The following is a 19,546-nucleotide window of genomic DNA, read 5'->3' on the forward strand; positions in this document are numbered from 1 at the left end:
ACGCGGGGCCGTCCCTGCCCATGTCGCCCGCGCTCGCCCAGCTGGTGCGCAAGCTGTCCGCCTTCGAAGCCCTGGTGGCGCGCGAGGACTTCGTGAAGGCGAGCGTCATCGCCGTGGACGTGCTCGCCACCGTGGAGCGCTTTGATCCGCGCGTCTACCTGCCCATGCTCTTCTCCGGCTTCTTCAACGGCCTGAGCCAGCACGCGGACGCCATCGAACCGCTTCTGCACGGCACGGAGTCCCTGGGCTTCCGCGCCCTGGATCAGCTCTACCGCGTGGACCTGGACGCGTTCCTCGTCGCCCCGCAGCGCCAGGCCCGCAACCCCGGCTACGAGGAATAGCGTCTGTCTCCCCCCATGGAAGCGGAGCGCGAACAGCCGGGCCGCAAGCTCACCGTCGAGGAGCGCATCAGCGAGCGCATCCGCAGCTTCGACGTGCCGGCCCTGTTGGATCTGCTCGCCAAGGAAGGCTACGGCGACGCGGAGGTGGAGTTCCGCAGCCACCGCAGCACCCTGCACCAGCAGCACCTGGTGCACGCCATCGAGTTCACCCGCCAGCCTCGCAAGCGCGTGGTGATCACCGTCAACCTGGGCCTGCTCAGCGTCCAGACGCCGCTGCCGTCCTTCCTCTTCCAGGCCATGGACCGGCTGGAACACGATGTGATGGCTGACTTCCTGGGTTACTTCGACCACCTGCTGCTGCGGACGCGCTTCGCGGGTCAGTTCCCGGATCGCGACGAATCCCTGCTGCCCGGCTGGGAGCACTCCACCGCCCACCGGCTGCGCCTGTTGCGGCTCGCGTGCCCCAGCAGCCTGCACTGGCTGTTCGCCAAGGTGTTCCCGGAAGCGGAGGTGGTGGTGCGAAGGGAGACGCGCCGCCAGCGCATCGAATCCAAAGGCATCCGCCTGGGCGCCGCCGCGCTCGGGGATGGCAGCGCGGTGGGCGGCTTCGCCACCGTGCCGACGGGCGGCGTGGAGGTGCGGCTGTTCCTGGACGAGCCGCTGTCCGGCGCCGGCATCCCCTGGGCCGTGGAGGCCCGACGGCGCCTCAACACCCGCATCTTCCCGAGCCTCGCGGAGACGCCGCTGGCGCTCGCCGTCATCCTCGCGCTGCGTGATCAGTCCAGCCACGCGAGGCTCCAGAAGGGCAGTCACCTGGGTTACGAGCCGCTGGTTGGCGGTCCGGAACAGACCCAGGAGGTCCTCCTGTTCTCGGGGGACACCGCTCAATTGCGATCAACAGAACCCCGGTAGACCTGCGATGTCGCTTGGTTGACTGGAATTCCTGATCGCGCCTAGGCTGGAATTGTTCACAAGCAGCGCGTACTCCCGGAGCGGTTCCAGTCGTACGGGGGGAAGGAAACGCACTGCGAATGTCAGGGAGTCACCGTGGCCATTCAGGACCTGCTTCCCAAATCCCGCATCACCCTCACGTACCGCACCACCATCAACGGAGAGCAGGAGACGGTGAACCTGCCGTTGCGCCTGCTGGTGATGGGGGACTTCTCGCTGGGGTCCTCGGAAGACCGCAAGAACGACCTGGAAACGCGCCGCCTGCGCTCCATCGACGGGAAGAACCTGGATGAGCTGATGAAGGACATGAAGATGTCCGCCAGCTTCCAGGTCCCCAACCGCATCAACCCAGACGTGGAATCGGAGCTGAACGTCCAGCTGCCCGTGGACGGGATGAAGTCCTTCCACCCGGACGAGGTCGTCAAGCACGTCCCGAAGCTCAAGGCGCTGCTGCTGCTCAAGACGCTCCTGGTGGAGATGCAGTCGAACATCGACAACCGCAAGGACCTGCGCCGCGAACTCTATGAGCTGTTCTCCAAGCCGGAGGCGCTCAAGGAGCTGCTCAACGAGCTGAAGGGCTACGAGAGCATGCGCCTGCCCTCCGGTGAGACGGCCGCGAAGCCGGATGCGTCCGCCGCCGCCGCTCCCGCCGCGGGCAAGCCCACGGGGGCCGCCGCCGCGACCGCCGCCGTCGCCGCCACCGTCGCCGCCGGGGCCAAGCCTCCGGCCGCGTCCTGATCCTCCTTCCTCCCTTCGCCTTCTAAAAGGACTCCGCCATGGCCGAGACCACGTACCTGAAGCGCCTGTTCACCAGCGTTCGGCTGGATCCGCCCCAGTCGTCCGAGCCGATGATCCTCAGCAACTTCGGCGCCGTCGTCGACGAGCAGCAGGTCACCCTGGAGAGCCGTTTCCTCTCCAGCGTCGCCGCGCTGCTCCAGAACGTCGCGCCGGTGGAAGGACCGGACAACACCGCCCGCTTCGACAAGGGGCAGGTGCTGGACGTCATCAGCCGCATCGATCGCATGATCGACGCGCAGATGAACGAGATCATCCACAACGAGACCTTCCAGAAGATGGAGTCGTCGTGGCGCGGCCTGGAGGACCTGGTCAACCACACCAACTTCAAGGCCAACATCGCCATCGACGTGCTGGACGTGGCGAAGGAGGAGCTGGCGGAAGACTTCGAGAACAACTCGAGCAACATCTTCGCCGGCGCGCTCTTCGACAAGGTCTACATCCAGGAGTACGACCAGTACGGCGGCCGTCCCTTCGGCGCCATCGTCGGCCTCTATGACTTCTCCTCCACGCCCGCGGACCTGACCTGGCTGCAGCGCATGGCGAAGGTGTCCAACGCGGCGCACGCCCCGTTCATCTCCGCCGTCAGCCACAAGTTCTTCGGCTGCGAGACCATCGAGGAGATGGAGGCCATCAAGAACCTGGAGGGCGTGCTCGCCCACCCCCGGTTCGGCCGCTGGAACGCGTTCCGCGAGACGGAGGAGGCCGCCTACGTGGGCCTGACCTTCCCGCGCTACGTGCTGCGCCTGCCCTGGCACCCGGACAAGAACCCCTGCGACGTCCTCAACTTCACGGAGACGGCGCGCGGTGAGTCGGAGAAGTACCTCTGGGGCAACTCGGCCATCCTGCTCGCGCGCAACATGGTGAAGGCGTTCGAGATCTCCGGCTGGTGCCAGTCCATCCGCGGCCCCAAGGGTGGCGGTCTCATCTCCGGCCTCCCGGTGGACACGTTCACCCTGCGCGGCCAGGACGAGATCAAGGCCCCCGTGGAGATCGCCATCCCGGACTACCGCGAGTACGAGTTCGCGCGCTCGGGCTTCATCCCGCTCGTGTACCGGAAGGGCTCCAGCGACGCGACGTTCTTCAGCACCCAGTCCGCCAAGGTCGCCAAGACGTTCAAGGACCCCAAGGACTCGGAGAACTCGCAGCTCGTCACCAACCTGGCCTACACGTTCTCCATCACGCGTCTGGCGCACTACGTGAAGTGCATCATGCGCGACAACATCGGCAACACGGCCGATGCGGACTACATCCAGCGCCAGCTGGACTCCTGGTTGTCCAACTACGTCACCACCGTGGCGAACCCGGACGACCTGACCGTGCGCCGCTTCCCGTTCAAGGCGAGCAGCGTCGTCGTGTACCCGCGCCCCGGCGAAATCGGCTGGTACGACTGCAAGCTGGCGGTGCTGCCGCACATCCAGTTCGAAGGCCTCAACGTGGAGCTGATGCTCGAGTCGCGGCTCGGTTAGTCCGCACCCCCATTGGGGCAGGTGAGAGCCTGCCCTTTACCCTGGAGTGACAGATGCCCCAGTTTTCGCGCAACCTGGACGTGTATCAGGGCTTCAACTTCAAGAAGGACAAGCAGACCCCGGTTGGCTACATCACCGCGCTCACCATCGGTGGCGTGGCGCTGAAGGCCGACCAGGAGACCATCAAGGATCCGGAGAACCCGGACGCGGCCATCGCGGACAAGGTCGTCGCGGTGCTCAACCACTACCTGTGGGACACGGGCGTGACGGACGCCATGTACTTCTCCGGGCAGGTGTCGGTCGCCAACAAGCAGGCCGTGGCGGAGATGCTGCTGGGCAAGTTCAGCAACATCGAGGTCGTCATCAAGTACGTCGTCTACGAGTACGACCCCATCGGCAAGAAGTACTTCAAGTCGAACTTCCTCGACGCGGAGATCAAGGGCCTGCTCGAGAAGAACGGCGATGAGCTGAACATGTCCGTCGCGGACAACGAGTCCCGCGAAGTGCAGTCGCCCAAGAACTACACGTTCAACATCGGCGTGAAGCCGCAGGCGCTGGAGCAGTCGCTGAACCTGGCCACGTCCTCGACGAAGAAGTTGGCCAAGAAGTGGGGCGTCACGGAGACGGCCAGCTAGCATCCGTACCGGTAACAAGTCGCGCCCGGGCCGGGAGCACCCTCGCTCCCGGCCTTGCTGGCGCGAAAGAAGAGAAAAAGGCGCATGCAGCGGTACAAGCTCGCACGGGTCCGCTGGCACGTAGGCCAGACCCTCCTCCCCGAGCACTTCATCGCGCAAGAGGATGCGCTGGACGCGGAGATCCGGGTCCATGCCAACCTGTCCGGCCTGCCGTCCCACGGCGTCGCGTACCTTGCGTGGAACGAATCGCTCCTGCTCGGCGGCAGCCTGTCCATCTCCGCGCTCACCGTCGTCACCAAGACGGGGGAGCTCCTGGACGTGCCCGGCAACGCCGTCATCGCGCCCCTGTCGCTGGACGCCATCGGCAAGTCGGAGTTCATCATCTACCTGCACGTGCTGAAGGAGACCGTCAGCGCGGAGGGCATCCGCCTGTACGCGGATGATCCGCCGGTGCTCCAGCGCGTGCTCAGCAAGCTGCAGCTGTCCTCGGAGCCGGTGATGGACGGGGCGGTGGCGTCCTTCGGGCTGGCCGCCGTCTCCCAGGATGAAGACGGCGCGTGGCGCACGTCGCCGGACTGGGTGCCCGCGCTCTTGCTCGTGGGGCCCAACCCCTTCCTGGAGAAGCTGCTCAACACGCTGGATGACCTGCTGGACCAGGTGCGCCAGCAGCTGCTTACGCACATCTCGGACACGTACCTGCGCTCGGACCGGCTCACCAACGCGCGCCGGGCCCTGTTCGAGGTGCACCGCCTGCTGGCCCTGCGCAAGGACATGTTCCGGCAGGTGTACGTGCACCCGTACCACCTGTTCGACGGGCTGCGCCGGCTGTACTTCGAGGCGTGCTGCTACCTGGAGATGCTCCCGGACGACCAGATGCCGGTGTACCAGCACGAGGACCTGGCCCAGGGCCTGGGCGGGTGGATCCGCCTGCTCACCCGCAGCTTCCAGCCGGAGGCCACGCGCTCCACGCACAAGGCCTTCCAGGTGAAGGACGGACAGTACGTCTGCTCTCCGCTGCCGCCGGAGGTGAGCTCCGCCAGCGAGGCGTACCTGCTCGTCCAGCGCACCAAGCCGGGGGAGCGCACGCCCATGGACGGCGTGAAGCTGGCCAGCCCCTCGCGGCTGCCGCTGGTGCGCCGTCAGGCGCTGAAGGGCGTGCCCTACACCCACGTGCCGTACCCGTCGTTCCCGCACGCCCTGGGGCCCGAAATCGACTGGTACCTGCTGGGCCGGGGCGAGGAGTGGCAGCACGCGCTGCGCGAGGACGGCGTGGCCTTCTACGTGACGTCAGCGCTCAAGGGCGCCCAGACGTCGCTGTTCTGGCGGAGGAGCTGACGCCATGGCGCGCGCACCCTTCCTGGACAAGTTCGCGGCCCGCTCGCAGCGCCCCAACGTCCGGGACAGCCTGGAGCATGTGATGCGCAACATCGAGGCCGTGCTCAACACGAAGAAGGGCTACGGCTTCTTCATGCACGACTTCGGCCTGGGCGGGTACACGGAGAAGCTGGGCACGCGCGAGCTGGTGGAGGCGCTCACCGCTGAAATCCAGCAGGAGATCTCCCAGCACGAGCCCCGGCTCGTGGGCCCGGAGGTGAAGCTGCGCGGCCGCGACAGCGGGCTGTGGCTGCACTTCGACTGCAAGGGCACCTTCGACGACGTGCCGTGCCACCTGCGCCTCGTGTTCCACTCCGTCACCGGTCAGGTGCGCGTGCACGTGGAGGACACCTGATGGCGCACGCCGAACGGTTGGACTTGAGCCTCACGCTCACCATCGGGGGCACGGCGCACGCCATCGCCCCGGCGGACATCCTCGCGTTCGAGTTGGATCTGCACGGGTGGGGACACGAGGGGAGGGTGGAGTTCCGCGTCCTCGACGAGACGGCGCACGGCGGGCAGAAGCAGGACAAGGTGCTCGCGGACTTCCTCAAGCCGGACCTGGTGGAGGTGGCGCTGGAGCTGAAGGCGGTGCACTCCGACACGGCGACGAAGCCCACGTACACGTCGCTCAAGGTGAAGGGGCTGGGGCTGGACAAGGCCCTGTCGGAGGAGACCGTCGCCCAGGCAAAGGGCGCGGCCATCACCTACCGGCACTACACCGTGCGCTTCGTGGACGCGGCGCGGCTCCTGTGGACGCAGCACTTCCCGTGCGCGCTCTACACGCAGAAGACCGTGCAGGACGTGCTGGACGCGCACAAGGGCGACAAGATCGCCCTCGCCAACGACTGGGACGCGGAGCTGGCGGCCACCTGTCCGCTGCTGTTCCTGGGACTGTCCCCGGAGTCGGGGGCCAGCTTCTACGACTTCGTCGTCTGGTTCGTGAGCGCGCGCAACGGCGTGCTCGCGTACGACTACACCGCGCAGGGCTACCAGCTCCGGGCGAAGAAGGACGTCGCGGGCACGCCGCTCGACCTGCGCGCGGAGGACGTGGACGCGGTGACGGTGGTGTTCCCGGAGGTGGTGCGCCACGACGTGGCCATCCTCAACGCCGCCGCGGAGAGCCCGAAGAACCAGGCCGTCACCAACGCCCAGGCCGTCACCGGCATCCGCCAGGACGTGCTGTTGCGCACGGACATCGCGGACGACGTGCAGAAGCGGGTGACGCTGGAGACGGCGCGCCTCAAGGTGCGCGGACTGGAAGTGGACCTGGACTGGAACCGCTTCCCCACGGTGGCGTTCGCGCCCGGCGCGCTGGTGAAGCTGCCCCAGACGGCCGGGTGGGTGGCGTCCGGCGTGCCCGGCACCGACACCTTCCGGGTGCGCCGGATGACGCTCAAGGCGGAGCCGCTGCCCGTGGAGGACTCCGACGGGGAAGGGGACGGGGAGCAGAAGCGCCGCCCCAAGCCGGAGAGCCGCTACCTGTTCACGTTCACCACGCGGCTGGAGCGCAAGGACGAGCTGCACGCGGACCTGCCCGCCTTCGTGACGCCGGTGTACCCGCGCTTCGTCGAAGGGCTCATCGTCAGCGAGGTGGGCGAGCAGAAGGACGAGACGTGGCAGGCGTACACCGACCAGGCCACCTCCCTGGACAGCTACAAGGTGAAGATTCCGCTCTTCGCCAACCAGATCATCCAGGTGCCCTTCAACGCGAACCTGCTGCCCGGCCACTTCTACTTCCCGGCCTACAAGGGCGCGCGCGTGCTGGTGGCGCTGGACTTCCAGCGCGCGTGGCTGAAGCGCCACCTGGACTGGCGGGCAGGCGCGCGGTTGCCGTCGGACGGGCAGGGCGTGCACCTGCTGGTGGGCAAGACGACCGAAAATGGTACGTCCATGCGCCACTTCTACGACGACAACAAGCCGGTGCTCCGGCTCATGCGCACGAACGACACCGACACGGAGAAGATCGAACTGAAGGAAGGCACGCTGCTCATCCTGGTGAAGGAAGAACCCGCGTGAGCGCTGGCGCGGACGGAGAGGACTGATGGGAACGCTGGTTTGCAAGATTGAGCTGGACAAGGTGAAGGGCATCACCGTCCAGGTCGACAACGCGGACGATCAAATCACCCAGACCGTGGTGATGGACGGCACCAGCATCACCATCACCGTGAAGGGCCCCCAGGAGACGAGCACCTACGTGCAGAAGCAGGACAGCATCGTCGTCACGGTGAAGGACCTGACCTTCGACACCGACACCCTCACGATGAAGTCCAAGGGCGTGTCGCAGTGGACCAGCCAGGACACGCTGACGGTGAAGAGCACGAAGGACATGACCTTCAACACCAGCGCGAAGCTGACCCAGACGGCCACCAGCGACGCGAAGCTGTCCTCCAGCGCCAACGTGAACATCGAGGCGACGTCCAAGCTGGCCATGAAGGGCAACATGGGCGCGGAGATGGTGACGTCCGGCGGCGAGGCGAAGGTGGACGGCGTGACGCTGAAGCTCGCCGGCAAGACGACGGCGGAGATGTCCGGGGCGATGACCAAGGTGTCCGCCACCGGGAAGTTGGATCTGGAGGCCAGCGGCATGGCCAACCTCAAGGGCTCCATCACCAGCGTGGGCGGCGCGCTGGTGAAGCTGGGCTGACGCGATGCACGAAACCTCTTGTGACTGACGTACGGCGGGAGAGCGGGCGGTGAAGGATTTCTCGGAGAAGATCTACCTCGACTTCCTGTCGGAGCTGGACGGGCTGGAGCGCTTCCGGCAGCGCTTCCAGGAGCGACATCCCGCCGCCCCGTTGGACCGCGAAGACCCGGACGTGCGCCGCCTCATCGAGGCGATGGCGTTCTTCTCCGTGCAGACGCGGCACGCCACGCTGCACAACCTGCGCTCCACCTGGCGCCGGCTCTTCGCGGGCTTCTTCGACTTCCTGCTGGAGCCCGTGCCCGCCGCCGCCATGGCGCAGGCCGTGCCCACGGACAAGATGGTGGAGCCGGTGCTGCTCACCCGGGGCACGGAGCTGCGCCTGACGCCCGCGGAAGGGGTGGCGGGCTCCTTCCGCCTCCAGCGCGACCTGCGCGTGCTGCCCATCGTCCTCAAGAGCACGGACGTGGTGCCCCAGGTGCGGAGCGGCCACCGGCTCATCCTGCGCTTCGAGTCCCGCTTCGCGCGCAAGGACGCCATCGACGTGCTCAGCCTGCACGTGCGCCACCTGGACGAGTACCGCTCGTCGCTGGCGGTGTTCCACGCGCTGCGCAAGCACGTCCAGCAGATCAGCGTCGTGTACGACGAGTCCGCGGACGAGCACTCCGTGGGCAGCCCCTGCGAGGTGTCCTTCAACCGGGATCCTCCCGCGCCGGACGACGGCTCCGTCTACGCGCACCCGTTCCAGCGGCTGCGCGCCTTCTTCCAGTTCCCGGAGCAGCAGCTCTTCGTGCACGTGAAGGTGCCGCCGCCGCGCGCCAGCTCCTGGATGAAGTTCTGTCTCTGCCTGGACCTGGACAAGGACTGGACGGTGGGCAAGTCGCTGCACCCGGACTTCTTCCAGCTCTTCACCGTGCCGGTGGTGAACCTCAAGGCGGAGCCCGCGCAGGTGGTGGTCGCGGACGGCACGCGCGCGGAGCACCCCATCCTGAGCATGAGCGCGGGGCGCGAGTTCAGCCTTCACTCGGTGACGGGCGTCTTCGAGATGACCAAGGCCGGGCTGTCGCCGCTGCGCCCGGCCTTCCTGCCCGGCAAGGGCCCCAGCTACGAGGTGGACGAGACCTTCGATGAGCGCCACGCGTCCCGGCAGAGCCTCATCGTGCGCATGCCGGAGGCGTTCACCGCGCCCCGGAAGATCGTGCTGGAGGCGCTGTGGCACCAGCCGCAGTTCTCGTCGCAGGCGGCGGGCAGGGTGGAGGTGTCCGTGCCGGGCCGCCACATCGAGGGCCTGAAATGGCAGACCGTGGGCAGCCTGCAGCCCCACCGCGACAGCGTGCTACGGGATGACGTGGAGGCCCTGACGCAATTCCTCGCATGGAAGGCGAAGGCCACCCTGGGTCGGGACGAGGTGGTCGCCCTGTTGGGTCACCTGGGGACCCCCGCGGAGAGCCCGTTCCGCCGCGTCCTTCCCTGGCTCAAGGAGTTGAAGTTCAGTGTCGTCCCCGACAGCGCCATGAAGGGCTCGGGGATCCGCCACGCCTACGAGGCCGTCATGGAGCCGTTCGACTTGAGCTTCGAGCCTGTCGTCATCTGCTTTCTTGAGCAGCTGCGGGACCTGCTGGATGCTTGGAACAACGAGGCCTCGGTGGAATTGCGAGCCTCCGTGGCGGGACTGGGGCCGCTGCAGCTTCCGACGTAGCGCTCAACCATCATGAAACTGGAGCATTGGAATTCCCTCCTGGCCGCGCAGCGACGCGTGCGTCAGCTCCTCGACCGGGCCCTGCCCGCCGAGCCCGCCCCCGGCGCGCGCCGTCCGCAGGGCAGGGTGGGACAGGAAGCGCTGGGCCACCTGGAGCAGGCGCTGCTCGTGGAGCTGGAGCGCCTGCGCGCGGGCTTCGGAGAGGACCTGCGCCCCGACGAGGTGGAGGATCTGATCCGCCCCTTCGTGTACTTCCTGGATGAATGGGTGCTGCGCCGGCTGTCGGACGCGGAGCAACATCTCTGGCCGCTCCTGCAGCAGAACCTGTTCCAGGTCGACTCGGGTGGCGACCTCTTCTACGACTTCGTGGAAGAGAAGTTGCGTCGCAACGACACGCCACCCATCGTCTTTGAAATGATCCGCTTCTGCCTCGCCGCTGGCTTCACCGGCCGCCTCGTGGGGCAGCCTGAACGGATCCGCGAGTTCAAGGACCGCATCTCCGAGCGCATCCCGCAGCCCGTGTCCCTGATGCAGCCCGCGCCCGTGGTGCAGGTGGGTCCGCCCACCGTCTATGACTTCCCGGTGCGCTACTACGCGGTGACGGCCGCCATCGTGCTGGGGCTGCCCGTCTTCCTGTGGTGGGCCTCCAATTGAGACCCATCACGACGCGGGATGGTCGCGCGCCGGTCGCGAGCACGGAGGCGGACGGCCTGTCCCGCCGGCCGGTTGCTCCGCTCGTTCCCACGCCTCCCGCGCCGAAGCCGGTGGCACTGCTGGAGGTGCTGTCGCAGCGGGTGGACGCGGAGCTGGGCTCGTGGAGCGAAGGGGTGCAGCCGCTCTTGCATGACGTGCGTCAGGCGCTGCTCGCGCTGGATCCGCCCGGGGACGGGATGCTGCCGTCGCCGCAGGATCAGCAGAAGCTGCGCGCGAAGGCGACCGCCGCGCTGGAAGAGGCGGAAGACGTACTGGAGGCGCTGCAGTTGGGGGCGCGCTCCGGTGGACGGAGAAGCGGCTGACCGTGGGCGCGCTCCAGTCACTCCTGGCGGCCTTGAAGGCCCACTGGGTGCTCGCGTTGAGCATCGGGGTGGTGCTGATCGCCGGCGGCGTGGCCGCGTGGTTCTGGTGGCGCAAGCGGCGGCAGCCCTCGGCGCTCGCGGGCGGGCAGAAGCCGCTGGGCTCCTGGCAGTTGCTGGACATCCGCAAGCGGTTCCTGGGCAAGCTGCCGTGGCGCTACCGCGCCTCCGTGCGGGACTTCCCCACGCTGGTGGTGCTGGGGCCTGCGGGCAGCGGCAAGTCGGAGCTGATCAGCGCGGAGGTGGACTGGAAGCGGCAGGAGCGCCAGTTCATGCCCAGCCTCACGGATGATCCGCTGCTCCAGATCTACCTGGGGCCGGACGTCGTGGTGCAGGAGGTGTCCGCGCCGGTGCTGGAGGACGACTCCCGCCACGCCCGCGCCGCCCTGCGCAAGCTGTGGAAGGCCAGCTTCGGCCGCCGGCACGTGGGGCGGATCGTCATCGCCCTGGACGTGCGGTGGCTGCTGGACAAGTCGCCGGATGAGGTGAAGCGCATCACGCAGCTGCTGCGCGGCAAGGTGAACCTGCTGGCGGAGGTGTGCCAGGCCTCCGTGGAGACGCGGCTGTCGCTCACGCACATGGACTCGCTGGAGGGGTTCACGGACTTCGCGCAGCTGTTGCGCAAGCACGGCGTGCCGCTGGAGCTGGCGGTGCCGCCTCCGGGCAGGGAAGAGGAGCTGGCGCACGCGCTGGAGCCGCTGGAGAAGTACCTGGCGCTGGGCCTCACCACGCTGTCGCCGGAGGCCTTCGAGCGGCTGGCGTCGTTCTACTCGCGCGGTGGCGAGGCGTTCGCGGTGCTCGCGCGCTTCGTGTCCACGCTGGTGGAGAGCGGCTCGCTGGTGTTCCCGCTGAAGCTGGAGCGCGTGTACCTGTCGTCGCGCGTGGCGGACGAGCGGGCGGCCGGGGCGCTGGCGGTGCGCATGGATCAGCCGGCGGATCAGCTGATCGCGCGCTACCGCTGGACGCACCTGAAGCGGTGCGCGGCCATCGTCGCGCTGGGGTGTCTGCCCGTCATCCTGGCGTATGCGCACTTCTACCGGATGCTGCTGCGCGCGCAGGAGAAGCTGGACAACTTCCAGGTCACCGTGCAGCGGCTGGAGGAGCGCAACCAGAGCGTCTCCGGCTCCGCGGTGGAGGGTCAGACCACCGAAGCGGTGAATGCGATGGAGGACCTCTGGGGCGCCACGCGCTACTGGCCGCCCCTGAGGAACAGCTTCACCGACGAGTGGGAGGAGCTGCGTGCCCGGCTCGCGCGCAGCATCCGGATGTCCTACCTCAAGCCGCTCCTGGAGCGGTGCCAGGACCAGTGTCGGCGGTGCGCCGCGCGCGTCCCCGGCTGCCAGCCCGCGCCCACGTTCAACACCCGCTCGACGCGCGCCACACCCCTGGCCCAGGCCCCGGAGACCGAGAGCTGCCGCCAGGAGACGCTGTGCCGTCCCGAGCAGGCGCTGTACACGCTCGGCATCCTCTACGCTTCGCGCAACGAGGACCTGGGCAGGTTCGTGCTGCGCGGCGTGCACGGGACGCACAAGAAGCAGCTGGGCTGGACGGCCGAAGCCTACGGGATGAGCCTGTCCAACGCGGATCCGGAGAACGCTTGGCTGGAGGCCATGGGCCTGGCGGAGCCGATGATCGCCAACTACGTCATCGCCAGCGACAAGCCCTTCGACGAGAACGTGCCGTGGACCCGCTGGCCCTTCGTGTGGCTGACGATGGACGGCCTGCTCGGGCCGTGGCGCGAACACTTCCTGAACCTCCAGGCCGTCCTGGACGCGAAGGAGCTGGATCTGCCTCGGTGGTACGCGCTGCGCGATGAGCGCGAGCACCTGCGGGAGTCGCTGGAAGAGAGCGTGCCCTTCAAGAACGCCCGGCAGGTGATGGACCTCATCAACGCGTCCGACGCGGACCTGGACGCCAACCAGTTGAAGGGCGTGGGCAGCCTGCTGGACTCGCTGGACTGGATGCGCGCGAACCGCCAGACGCTGGAGGCCATCCTGCGCATGGAGGACGAGGCGGACACCGCGCTGCGCGCCGCGGAGCGGATGACCCCCGCGGAGCTGCTCACCCGCGCGGACGGCCTCTTCGCCCCCAGTGACGGCGACGCGCGCTACTCCGTGGAGGTGCTCAAGCGCGACTACGTGTTCCGTCCGGTGGACGTGTCACGGCAGCTGTTGGACAAGGTCCTGCGCCACCTGAAGGAGACGGGCCGCTCGCCCTTCATGGGCCCGACGTTCAACCCCGGCACGGGGGAGACGACGTCGGAGGTCGCCTCCGAAGGGGCAGGGGATGACGACACGGAGTTCGCCAGCGGGCAGGCCCCGGTGGTGGGCAAGGTCCTGGGCAAGGCCGCGTTCGACGCGCAGTTGAGCCCGCTGGTGGACGAGTTCACCGAACGGCTGGCCAAGTCCCGGCTGTCGCGCGAGGAGGCCGTGGAGCGCGCCACCTTCGTGCAGAACAAGGTGCAGACGTTCGCGAAGCGCTACGGCCAGGACCTCTACGCCAGCTACCGGGGCTACCGCTTCCGCACGTCCCGGGGCGCGTTGACCAGCGACCTGGCCGCGCTGCTCCAGCCGTCGTCCGCGCTGGAGGCGATGCTGCGCGACGTGGCGGGCCGCGCGAGCGTGGGCCCCCTGGACAGCGAGTACTACGCCCCCATGCGCGACGCGGTGGCGCCGTTCAAGCCGGTGGTGCAGCTGATGACGCCGGACAAGAGCGGCGCCCTGGCGGAGCTGGCGGCCTACACCACGCTGGTGTCGCAGCTTCAGCAGGAGCTGTCCGGCGTGAAGCCCGCGCCGGTGAAGCCCGCGGCGCCCAAGGATCCCGCGGCCCCCGGGGCGGCGGCCTCGACGACGTCGGCGGGGGGCTCGCAGCTGGCGGAGATGCTGTCGCCGGTGGGGCGCGTGGCGCTGAGCATGTTGCTGGAAGAGGAGGACTCGTACCTGCGCCGGGTGGATGCGTGGCTGGATCAGCACGGCCTGGTGGGCGAGTTCCGGCTGCCGTTCCGCCAGCCCTTCGTCGTCGTGCGCAACCGGGGCCGCGCGGAGCTGGAGCGCGCCATCGCGGAGCAGTGGGCCTACCAGAGCCGGCGCACGCTGGAGCCGCTCGTCAAGCGCTACCCCTTCAACCCCAGCGCGTCGCAGGAAGTGGACCCGGTGGAGCTGGAGGTGCTGCGCCGCAAGGACGGCGCCTTCTGGCAGTTCGTCACCCAGGTGCTGTCGCCGGTGGTGGAGGAGCGCGGGACGGACTGGACGCTGCGCTGGCCGCTGAAGTCCCGGATGCTGCTGCCGCCGCGCATGCTGTCGTCGCTGGGCCAGTTGGGCCGCCTGTCGCGGCTCTTGTGGGACGACGAGGGCAAGGCCCGGCCCATCAACATGCAGGTGCGGCCGTTGCCGCTGCCCACGGCGCCCACGCCGGACAGCTTCGTGACGCTGTCCTATCTGAAGTGCGGTGGGGCGTCGTCGTTCGGGTTCAACCAGCGTCCGGCGTGGGGGGACTTCCCGCTGAGCTGGTGGAGCCCGCAGCCGTCGTCCATTGGCGTGGAGCTGCGCTCGCCCTCACGCGACGGCAAGCGCTACCGCTCCATGGAGATGTCCGAGTCGTCGTGGAACTGCTTCCGCCTGTTGGAGTCCGCCACGCTGACGGATCAGCAGAACGTGGTGTGGGTGCTTCCGGGGCGGGGGATGGCGGCGAACGAGCAGGTGTTGGAGATCAGCTTCGGTCTGCGTGGTGAGCCGTGGGCGCCATTCCGTGGGGTGGTGCCATGAAGGGCAGGGGCATTCGGTTGGCGGTGGGACTCGCCGCGGCGATGGTGGGCGGAAGCTGCGCGTCCCCCAGCCTGACGGTGAACATCAAGGCCCCGGCGGGCACCAACCAGGGCCGGCCGCTCTACATGCTCATCCGCACCGTGTCGAAGACGACGATGACGGAGGGCTACGCGGACGTCGCGGCCAAGGTCATCAGCCCGGACGACACCGTGTTGCAGACGGTGGTCATCTACCCGAGCCGCACGAAGCAGGTGAAGATCCCCCTGCCGCCCGAGCAGGCCGTGGCGGTCAGCTTCCTGTTCACCACGCCCAATGGCGCCTGGCAGGCCCTGCTGGACGTGCCGGTGCCCAAGACGGTGGACATCGAGCTGCAGGAGAGCCGCATCCGCACGGACCTGCCCCGGCAGATGTCCACCCAGGAGTCCGGGCCGTCGATGGCTGAAGTCCCGGAAGCCCCCAAGGCCCCCGCCGCGCCGAAGGCTCCCGAGCCTCCGACATCCCTCGCGTCCCCCAAGTAGATCCGGTTCGTCAGGTGGCGAGCGCGTCCAGCTTCGGGCCCAGCGCCTGGAGCGCGGCCGTCACGCGACCGTTCACCGCGGTGACGGGCTTCGCGAAGGCGCCGCCCTGGAGCTGGGTGCCAATCGCATCGAGAGGGGAGAGGAGCTGCGGCTTGGACGCGGTGGCGTTGGTGGTGACGGCATCCACCTGCGTCTGCGCCCCTGACTTCAGGGCCTCCGCCCGCTGCTTGAAGGCCGCCAGCGCCTTGTCCACCTGGCCCGCGAGCGTCGTCTCCGCGCTGGTGCGGGCCGCCTCCAGGGACTTGAGGGCGGCGCTCACGGAGGTGTTCGTCGCGCCCAGGTGCGTGTCCAGGCGGCCCTTCGCGGACGAGACCTGACCTTCCGCCGCCGTCCGCGTCGTCTGCATCGCCTGGACGGCCGCGTCGATGCCGGTGCCCACCTGGGTGTCCAGGGCCTTGAGTCGCTCGGGCACCTGCGTGTCCAGCGGCTTCACCTGGGCGGCCACCTGCTGCTGCATCGCCTTGATCTGCTGCACGCCCTGATCGCGCGCGGTGTTGATCTGCGTCACGCCCGTGGCGATGACTTGCGCCACCTGGGCCGTGGCCTGCTCGATGGCCTGGAGCACGGACTGGGTGAGCGTGCCCATCTGGGTCACGACCTGGTTCGTGGCGGTGTCGATCTGCGTCTGGGCCTGCGTCTGCACCGTCTCCACCTGCGAGACGATGGTCTGCTGCACCGTCTGGAGCTGGGTGCCCACCTGGGAGGAGAGGGTCCCCAGTTGCGTGGTGATCTGCTTCACCACCTGGCTGATGCCCTGCACCGCCGGGTTCACCAGGGGCTTGGGCAGGTCCGCCGCGGGAATCGCGTCCAGCAGCCCCAGGGCGCGCTCCAGCAGGGCCTCCAGCGAGCCCACGAGCTGCTGGAAGAGGGTCTGTAGCTGCTCCAGCTTCTGGGGCAGCAGGTCGAACATCGCCATCACCTGCTGTTTGAGCGCGCTGACGCTGGCCACCAGCGTGTCCAGCGTGGTGAAGGCCGCGTCCAGCGTCTGCTTCAGGGGCGCCTTCAGCGTCTCCACCGCCGTGAGGGTGCCCTGCACGAGGCCGTCGATGGTGGTGCTCACCTGGGTGATGGCGGCCTCGATGCGCGTCTGCACCTGGTCGATGAGCTTCTCCACCGCCGCGAGCTGCGCCGTCACGGTGGCCACCTGGCCCGCCACCGTCTTGCCCAGCGTGTCCAGCGTCCCGGCGGCCTGCGTCTTTCCCGCCGTCAGCGAGGGCGCCACCTGGGTGTCCACCGGGTCCACGATGCCGGCCGCCGCCGTCGCCGCCGCCTTCACCTGGGCCACGAGCGACTTCTGCTGCGTCTCCAGCGCCGTCTGTTGCTGCTGGTGGGCCTGCTGCGTCGTCTTGCCCGCACCGACGATCTCCTGATGCAGCGCCGTCAGCGCGCGCACCGGGTCGTTGATGGCGCCATCCAGCGTGCCGATGAGCTGCGTGCTCCGCCCCGTCGCCGCGTCGCGCGAGGTGGCCAGCCGCACCAGCACCGCCGCGAGCGCCGCGGCGATCGTCGTCCCCACGCCCTGGAGGTCCTGGGTGAGCTGCGTCTTCGTCTGCTCGATGAGCGCGTGGCCCTGCGAGCGGCGGGCCTCGGTGTCCGCCTTGGAGCCCTTGCGCGCGTTCAGCTTCGCGTCGAAGGACTTCTTGTCCGCGTCACAGCGCTGGGCCACCTGTTGCTGGAGCGCGGTGAGCTGCCCCTGGGAGGACTCGGCGGAGGACTTCGCCTGTGCCTCGAACCCCTGGCTCTTCGCGGCGGCTTCCTTGCCCAGGGACTCCGCGGAGGCCCGGGCCTTGGTGCCCGAGGCCGTCAGCGCCTGCTGGTGGCCCTGCACCTCCGTGGCCAGCGCCTGGAAGCGGGGGGAGGGGTCCAGCACCTTCACGTTCACCGCGTTGACCTGGGTGAGCAGCTTGCCGACCGTGCCGTCCACCGTCGGGCGCAGCGTGGCGACCAGCGTCAGCACCCCCTGCGCCAGGGCCTCCACCTCGCCCTTCGCGGTGGTGAGCTTCGGCGTCACGCCCGAGCCGAAGCCCTGCACGGTGGCCTTGTGCTTCGCGACAGCGGCGCGCAGCTCGTTCATTTCAGGGCTCCCAGCGCGGCCTTGGCTTCGGTGGCGGCTCCGGAGAGCGCGCCTGTCTGCCCGTCCAGGCCGTTGAGCGCGCCCGTCAGCTTCGTGCGGGATTCGGCGGCCTGGTCCTTCACCTTCGCTTCAGCCGCGGCGAGCGCCGCGCTCGTCTCCTCCGACGCCGCGTTGAGCTTGGCGTTCACCGCCGCCGTGGAGGCCGTATAGGCGGCCGTCGTCTCGCCCACCGCGCCGTCCACGCCCGCGGTGAGGTCGCCCTTCGCGGTCTCCACCTGCGGCGTCACGTCGTACGTCGGCGTGGTCGCGGCGCCCCCGGGCTCCTCCTTCGTCTGGATGAGGAGCCGGCCCTCGGAGATGCGGATGATCTCCGTGTCGTTCGAGTTCACCCGCCCCAGGTTCCACACCGGCTTGGCGTCCTGGTAGTCGTGCGTCATCGCCGTCTGGTTCGTGCCGTTCTTGCCGAAGAGCAGCTGATCGCCCTGGCTGTCCTGGGGCATCCGCACGCCCTCGCCCCAGTCCAGGTAGCGGTGCAGGGCCGCATGGTCGAAGTGCAGCGCCACCAGCACGCGCTCGTTCTTGTACGGGGGGAAGTAGAACGTGCCCGGGAACAGGCCGGGCTCCGCCGGCACGCTCACCGTCTTGTTCCACAGCGGCACCGTCACGCGGTAGTTCGTCACCGACGTCTTCGGATCATCCACCTGGAGGTAGATGCGATCGTTCGCCTCGCCGCCGGGGCTGTGCACCTTGCCCTCGACGTAGATGGGGTAGCGGGGCGGCCGGTACGCGGGCAGCTCCGGCACCGGATCCGACTTCTGCTCCAGGAGCACGGAGAGGGTGACCTCGTAACCCTCCATCGTCTCCTGCTGTCCGTCATGCGGGCCGACCTGGAGCCCCGCGCCATCGAAGGACAGCTCGCAGATGCGCAGGTCCTCGCCCAGGCCGGTGAGGTCCGGACTCCAGAGCGGCCCGTCCAGCTTGATCAGCGCGCCCGGATGCAGCGCGACGGGGGGCACGTCCAGGAACGTGAGCCGCAGGCGCCGCTTGCGCAGGCGCAGGCGTTCCTTCTCCAGCGACTGGCGCTTTTCGGCCTCCGCCGCGATGGGCGTGCGCACCAGCATGTCGTGACTGACGCCCGCCACCGCCTGCGCCTGGGGCAGGGCCACCGTGGTCGGCGCGGCCCCGAAGCCGTTGAGCACCCGCGTGCCGTGCCGGATGACCGGGGGCAGCTCCACGTCCACGCGCTCCACGTGCTTGCGGCTGAGCGCGGTGACCGTGCCCGTGGCCGGCTTCTTCGCGGAGAACGTGTACGTGTCCTTGGGGCTGTCGTACGTCAGCACGCCGCCGCGCGTGTCCACGAACCAGAGGACGAAGTCGAGGAAGCTGGCCGACGGGTCGTCATCCCCGATGCCCAGGCACACCAGCGCCTGCTTCGACTCCAGCGCGTCCCAGTCGTACGTGAGCAGCAGGCCGCCCGGCTTGTGCAGATCCAACAGCTCCGACACCTTCTTGCCGGTGTGCAGCTCCACCGGGCGGTGCTGCTTCCACAGCACGCGCGCGGGGTCCGCGAACTCCACCGTGTACTGCCGGAAGGCCACCGCGACGCCGTCCTTGTTGCCGTGCGCCGAACCCCTCAGGCTCTTCGCCGTCACGATGCCCTGCACCAGCAGGGGCGCGGGCGGCGGGTCGTACACGCCCGACAGGGCCAGCCGCACGCGGATCAGGTCCGGCTTGCTGAAGGCGGTGAACAGCTTCGCGTCCGCCTTCTCCAGCGACGTCCAGAACGTGAGCGACCCGGTGAAGCCCGACGGCGTCATCCGCAGCGAGAAGGCCTGCACCTGGCCGCCGGGGATGACGAACGCCTGCTCCCCCGCGGTGACGGTCAGCTCCAGCTTCAGCTTTTCGTGGAACGGGAAGGGGAGCGCCATGCGGTCTCTACCGGGCCTTCGCCTGGACCTCCTCGCGCGTCAGCGCCCCCCGGGCCTCCAGCGCGTCCATCATCGCGCGCATCACCCGGGCCTGCTGCGCCACCATGCGCTCCAGGTCCGCCACCTGCTGCGTGAGCGCCTCCACCCTGGAGGCCAGCTCCGTGTCGCGCGGCGCCGGACCCTGGGCCCTGGGCGGCGGGGTGGGGGCCACGGGTTCGGCC

16 protein-coding genes and 1 pseudogene are annotated in these 19,546 nt (G+C 68.8%); 14 read left to right on the forward strand and 3 right to left on the reverse strand.

The features are described from left to right. The 14 genes from D7Y13_RS45775 to D7Y13_RS20550 form a co-directional block, all read left to right on the forward strand. The coding region (locus tag D7Y13_RS45775) for a type VI secretion system protein IglI family protein (RefSeq protein ID WP_279637104.1) at nucleotides 1-341 on the forward strand (341 nt) is incomplete at its 5' end. A gap of 15 nt (nucleotides 342-356) precedes the next feature. Beyond that, nucleotides 357-1,253, forward strand: a complete 897-nt coding sequence (locus D7Y13_RS20490; protein ID WP_120535615.1) for a hypothetical protein — start codon at nucleotides 357-359, stop codon at nucleotides 1,251-1,253. Between the two features lie 135 nt (nucleotides 1,254-1,388). Next, the gene (gene tssB, locus D7Y13_RS20495; RefSeq protein ID WP_120535616.1) at nucleotides 1,389-2,030 is read left to right on the forward strand and encodes a type VI secretion system contractile sheath small subunit; all 642 of its coding nucleotides are present in this window, start codon (nucleotides 1,389-1,391) and stop codon (nucleotides 2,028-2,030) included. Between the two features lie 38 nt (nucleotides 2,031-2,068). After that, nucleotides 2,069-3,556, forward strand: coding sequence for a type VI secretion system contractile sheath large subunit (gene tssC / locus D7Y13_RS20500; RefSeq protein ID WP_120535617.1), 1,488 nt, complete (start codon nucleotides 2,069-2,071; stop codon nucleotides 3,554-3,556). Nucleotides 3,557-3,609: 53 nt separating this feature from the next. Continuing rightward, the gene (locus D7Y13_RS20505; protein ID WP_120535618.1) at nucleotides 3,610-4,191 is read left to right on the forward strand and encodes a hypothetical protein; all 582 of its coding nucleotides are present in this window, start codon (nucleotides 3,610-3,612) and stop codon (nucleotides 4,189-4,191) included. 84 nt (nucleotides 4,192-4,275) lie between these two features. Then, complete coding sequence (gene tssK / locus D7Y13_RS20510) at nucleotides 4,276-5,526, forward strand: type VI secretion system baseplate subunit TssK (RefSeq protein ID WP_120535619.1); 1,251 nt, start codon at nucleotides 4,276-4,278, stop codon at nucleotides 5,524-5,526. A gap of 4 nt (nucleotides 5,527-5,530) precedes the next feature. Next, complete coding sequence (locus tag D7Y13_RS20515; RefSeq protein ID WP_120535620.1) at nucleotides 5,531-5,920, forward strand: GPW/gp25 family protein; 390 nt, start codon at nucleotides 5,531-5,533, stop codon at nucleotides 5,918-5,920. Next, entirely contained in the window at nucleotides 5,920-7,584 is a 1,665-nt protein-coding gene (locus D7Y13_RS20520; RefSeq protein WP_120584505.1) for a hypothetical protein, read from the forward strand. Before D7Y13_RS20515 ends, D7Y13_RS20520 begins: the two co-directional genes overlap by 1 nt. 25 nt (nucleotides 7,585-7,609) lie before the next feature. Further along, nucleotides 7,610-8,212, forward strand: a complete 603-nt coding sequence (locus D7Y13_RS20525) for a hypothetical protein (protein ID WP_120535622.1) — start codon at nucleotides 7,610-7,612, stop codon at nucleotides 8,210-8,212. Nucleotides 8,213-8,261: 49 nt separating this feature from the next. Next, entirely contained in the window at nucleotides 8,262-9,908 is a 1,647-nt protein-coding gene (locus D7Y13_RS20530) for a type VI secretion system baseplate subunit TssF (RefSeq protein ID WP_120535623.1), read from the forward strand. A gap of 12 nt (nucleotides 9,909-9,920) precedes the next feature. Next, nucleotides 9,921-10,562 carry a DotU family type IV/VI secretion system protein gene (locus D7Y13_RS20535; RefSeq protein ID WP_120535624.1) on the forward strand — a complete coding sequence of 214 codons (642 nt, stop codon included), beginning with the start codon at nucleotides 9,921-9,923 and terminating at the stop codon, nucleotides 10,560-10,562. Then, nucleotides 10,559-10,924 (forward strand): hypothetical protein, encoded by a 366-nt coding sequence (locus tag D7Y13_RS20540; RefSeq protein ID WP_120584506.1) that lies wholly within the window; start codon nucleotides 10,559-10,561, stop codon nucleotides 10,922-10,924. Before D7Y13_RS20535 ends, D7Y13_RS20540 begins: the two co-directional genes overlap by 4 nt. Before the next feature lie 2 nt (nucleotides 10,925-10,926). Then, the gene (locus D7Y13_RS20545; protein WP_120584507.1) at nucleotides 10,927-14,745 is read left to right on the forward strand and encodes a type VI secretion IcmF C-terminal domain-containing protein; all 3,819 of its coding nucleotides are present in this window, start codon (nucleotides 10,927-10,929) and stop codon (nucleotides 14,743-14,745) included. Then, nucleotides 14,742-15,263: a hypothetical protein gene (locus D7Y13_RS20550; RefSeq protein WP_120584510.1), complete on the forward strand. Its 522-nt coding sequence runs from the start codon at nucleotides 14,742-14,744 to the stop codon at nucleotides 15,261-15,263. Before D7Y13_RS20545 ends, D7Y13_RS20550 begins: the two co-directional genes overlap by 4 nt. A gap of 10 nt (nucleotides 15,264-15,273) precedes the next feature. Here the strand turns inward: D7Y13_RS20550 and D7Y13_RS20555 are convergent, their stop codons facing one another. The 3 genes and pseudogenes from D7Y13_RS20555 to D7Y13_RS20565 form a co-directional block, all read right to left on the reverse strand. Further along, nucleotides 15,274-17,397: a YhgE/Pip domain-containing protein gene (locus tag D7Y13_RS20555; protein WP_120584508.1), complete on the reverse strand. Its 2,124-nt coding sequence runs from the start codon at nucleotides 17,395-17,397 to the stop codon at nucleotides 15,274-15,276. Beyond that, nucleotides 17,394-19,325: a hypothetical protein gene (locus D7Y13_RS20560; protein WP_120584509.1), complete on the reverse strand. Its 1,932-nt coding sequence runs from the start codon at nucleotides 19,323-19,325 to the stop codon at nucleotides 17,394-17,396. The genes D7Y13_RS20555 and D7Y13_RS20560 overlap by 4 nt, the downstream gene beginning before the upstream one ends. Nucleotides 19,326-19,332: 7 nt before the next feature. Next, nucleotides 19,333-19,546 (reverse strand): annotated as a pseudogene (locus D7Y13_RS20565) (hypothetical protein); the annotation flags it as partial.

The sequence above is a fragment of the Corallococcus praedator genome (assembly GCF_003612125.1).
In the GTDB taxonomy this organism is placed as follows: domain Bacteria; phylum Myxococcota; class Myxococcia; order Myxococcales; family Myxococcaceae; genus Corallococcus; species Corallococcus praedator.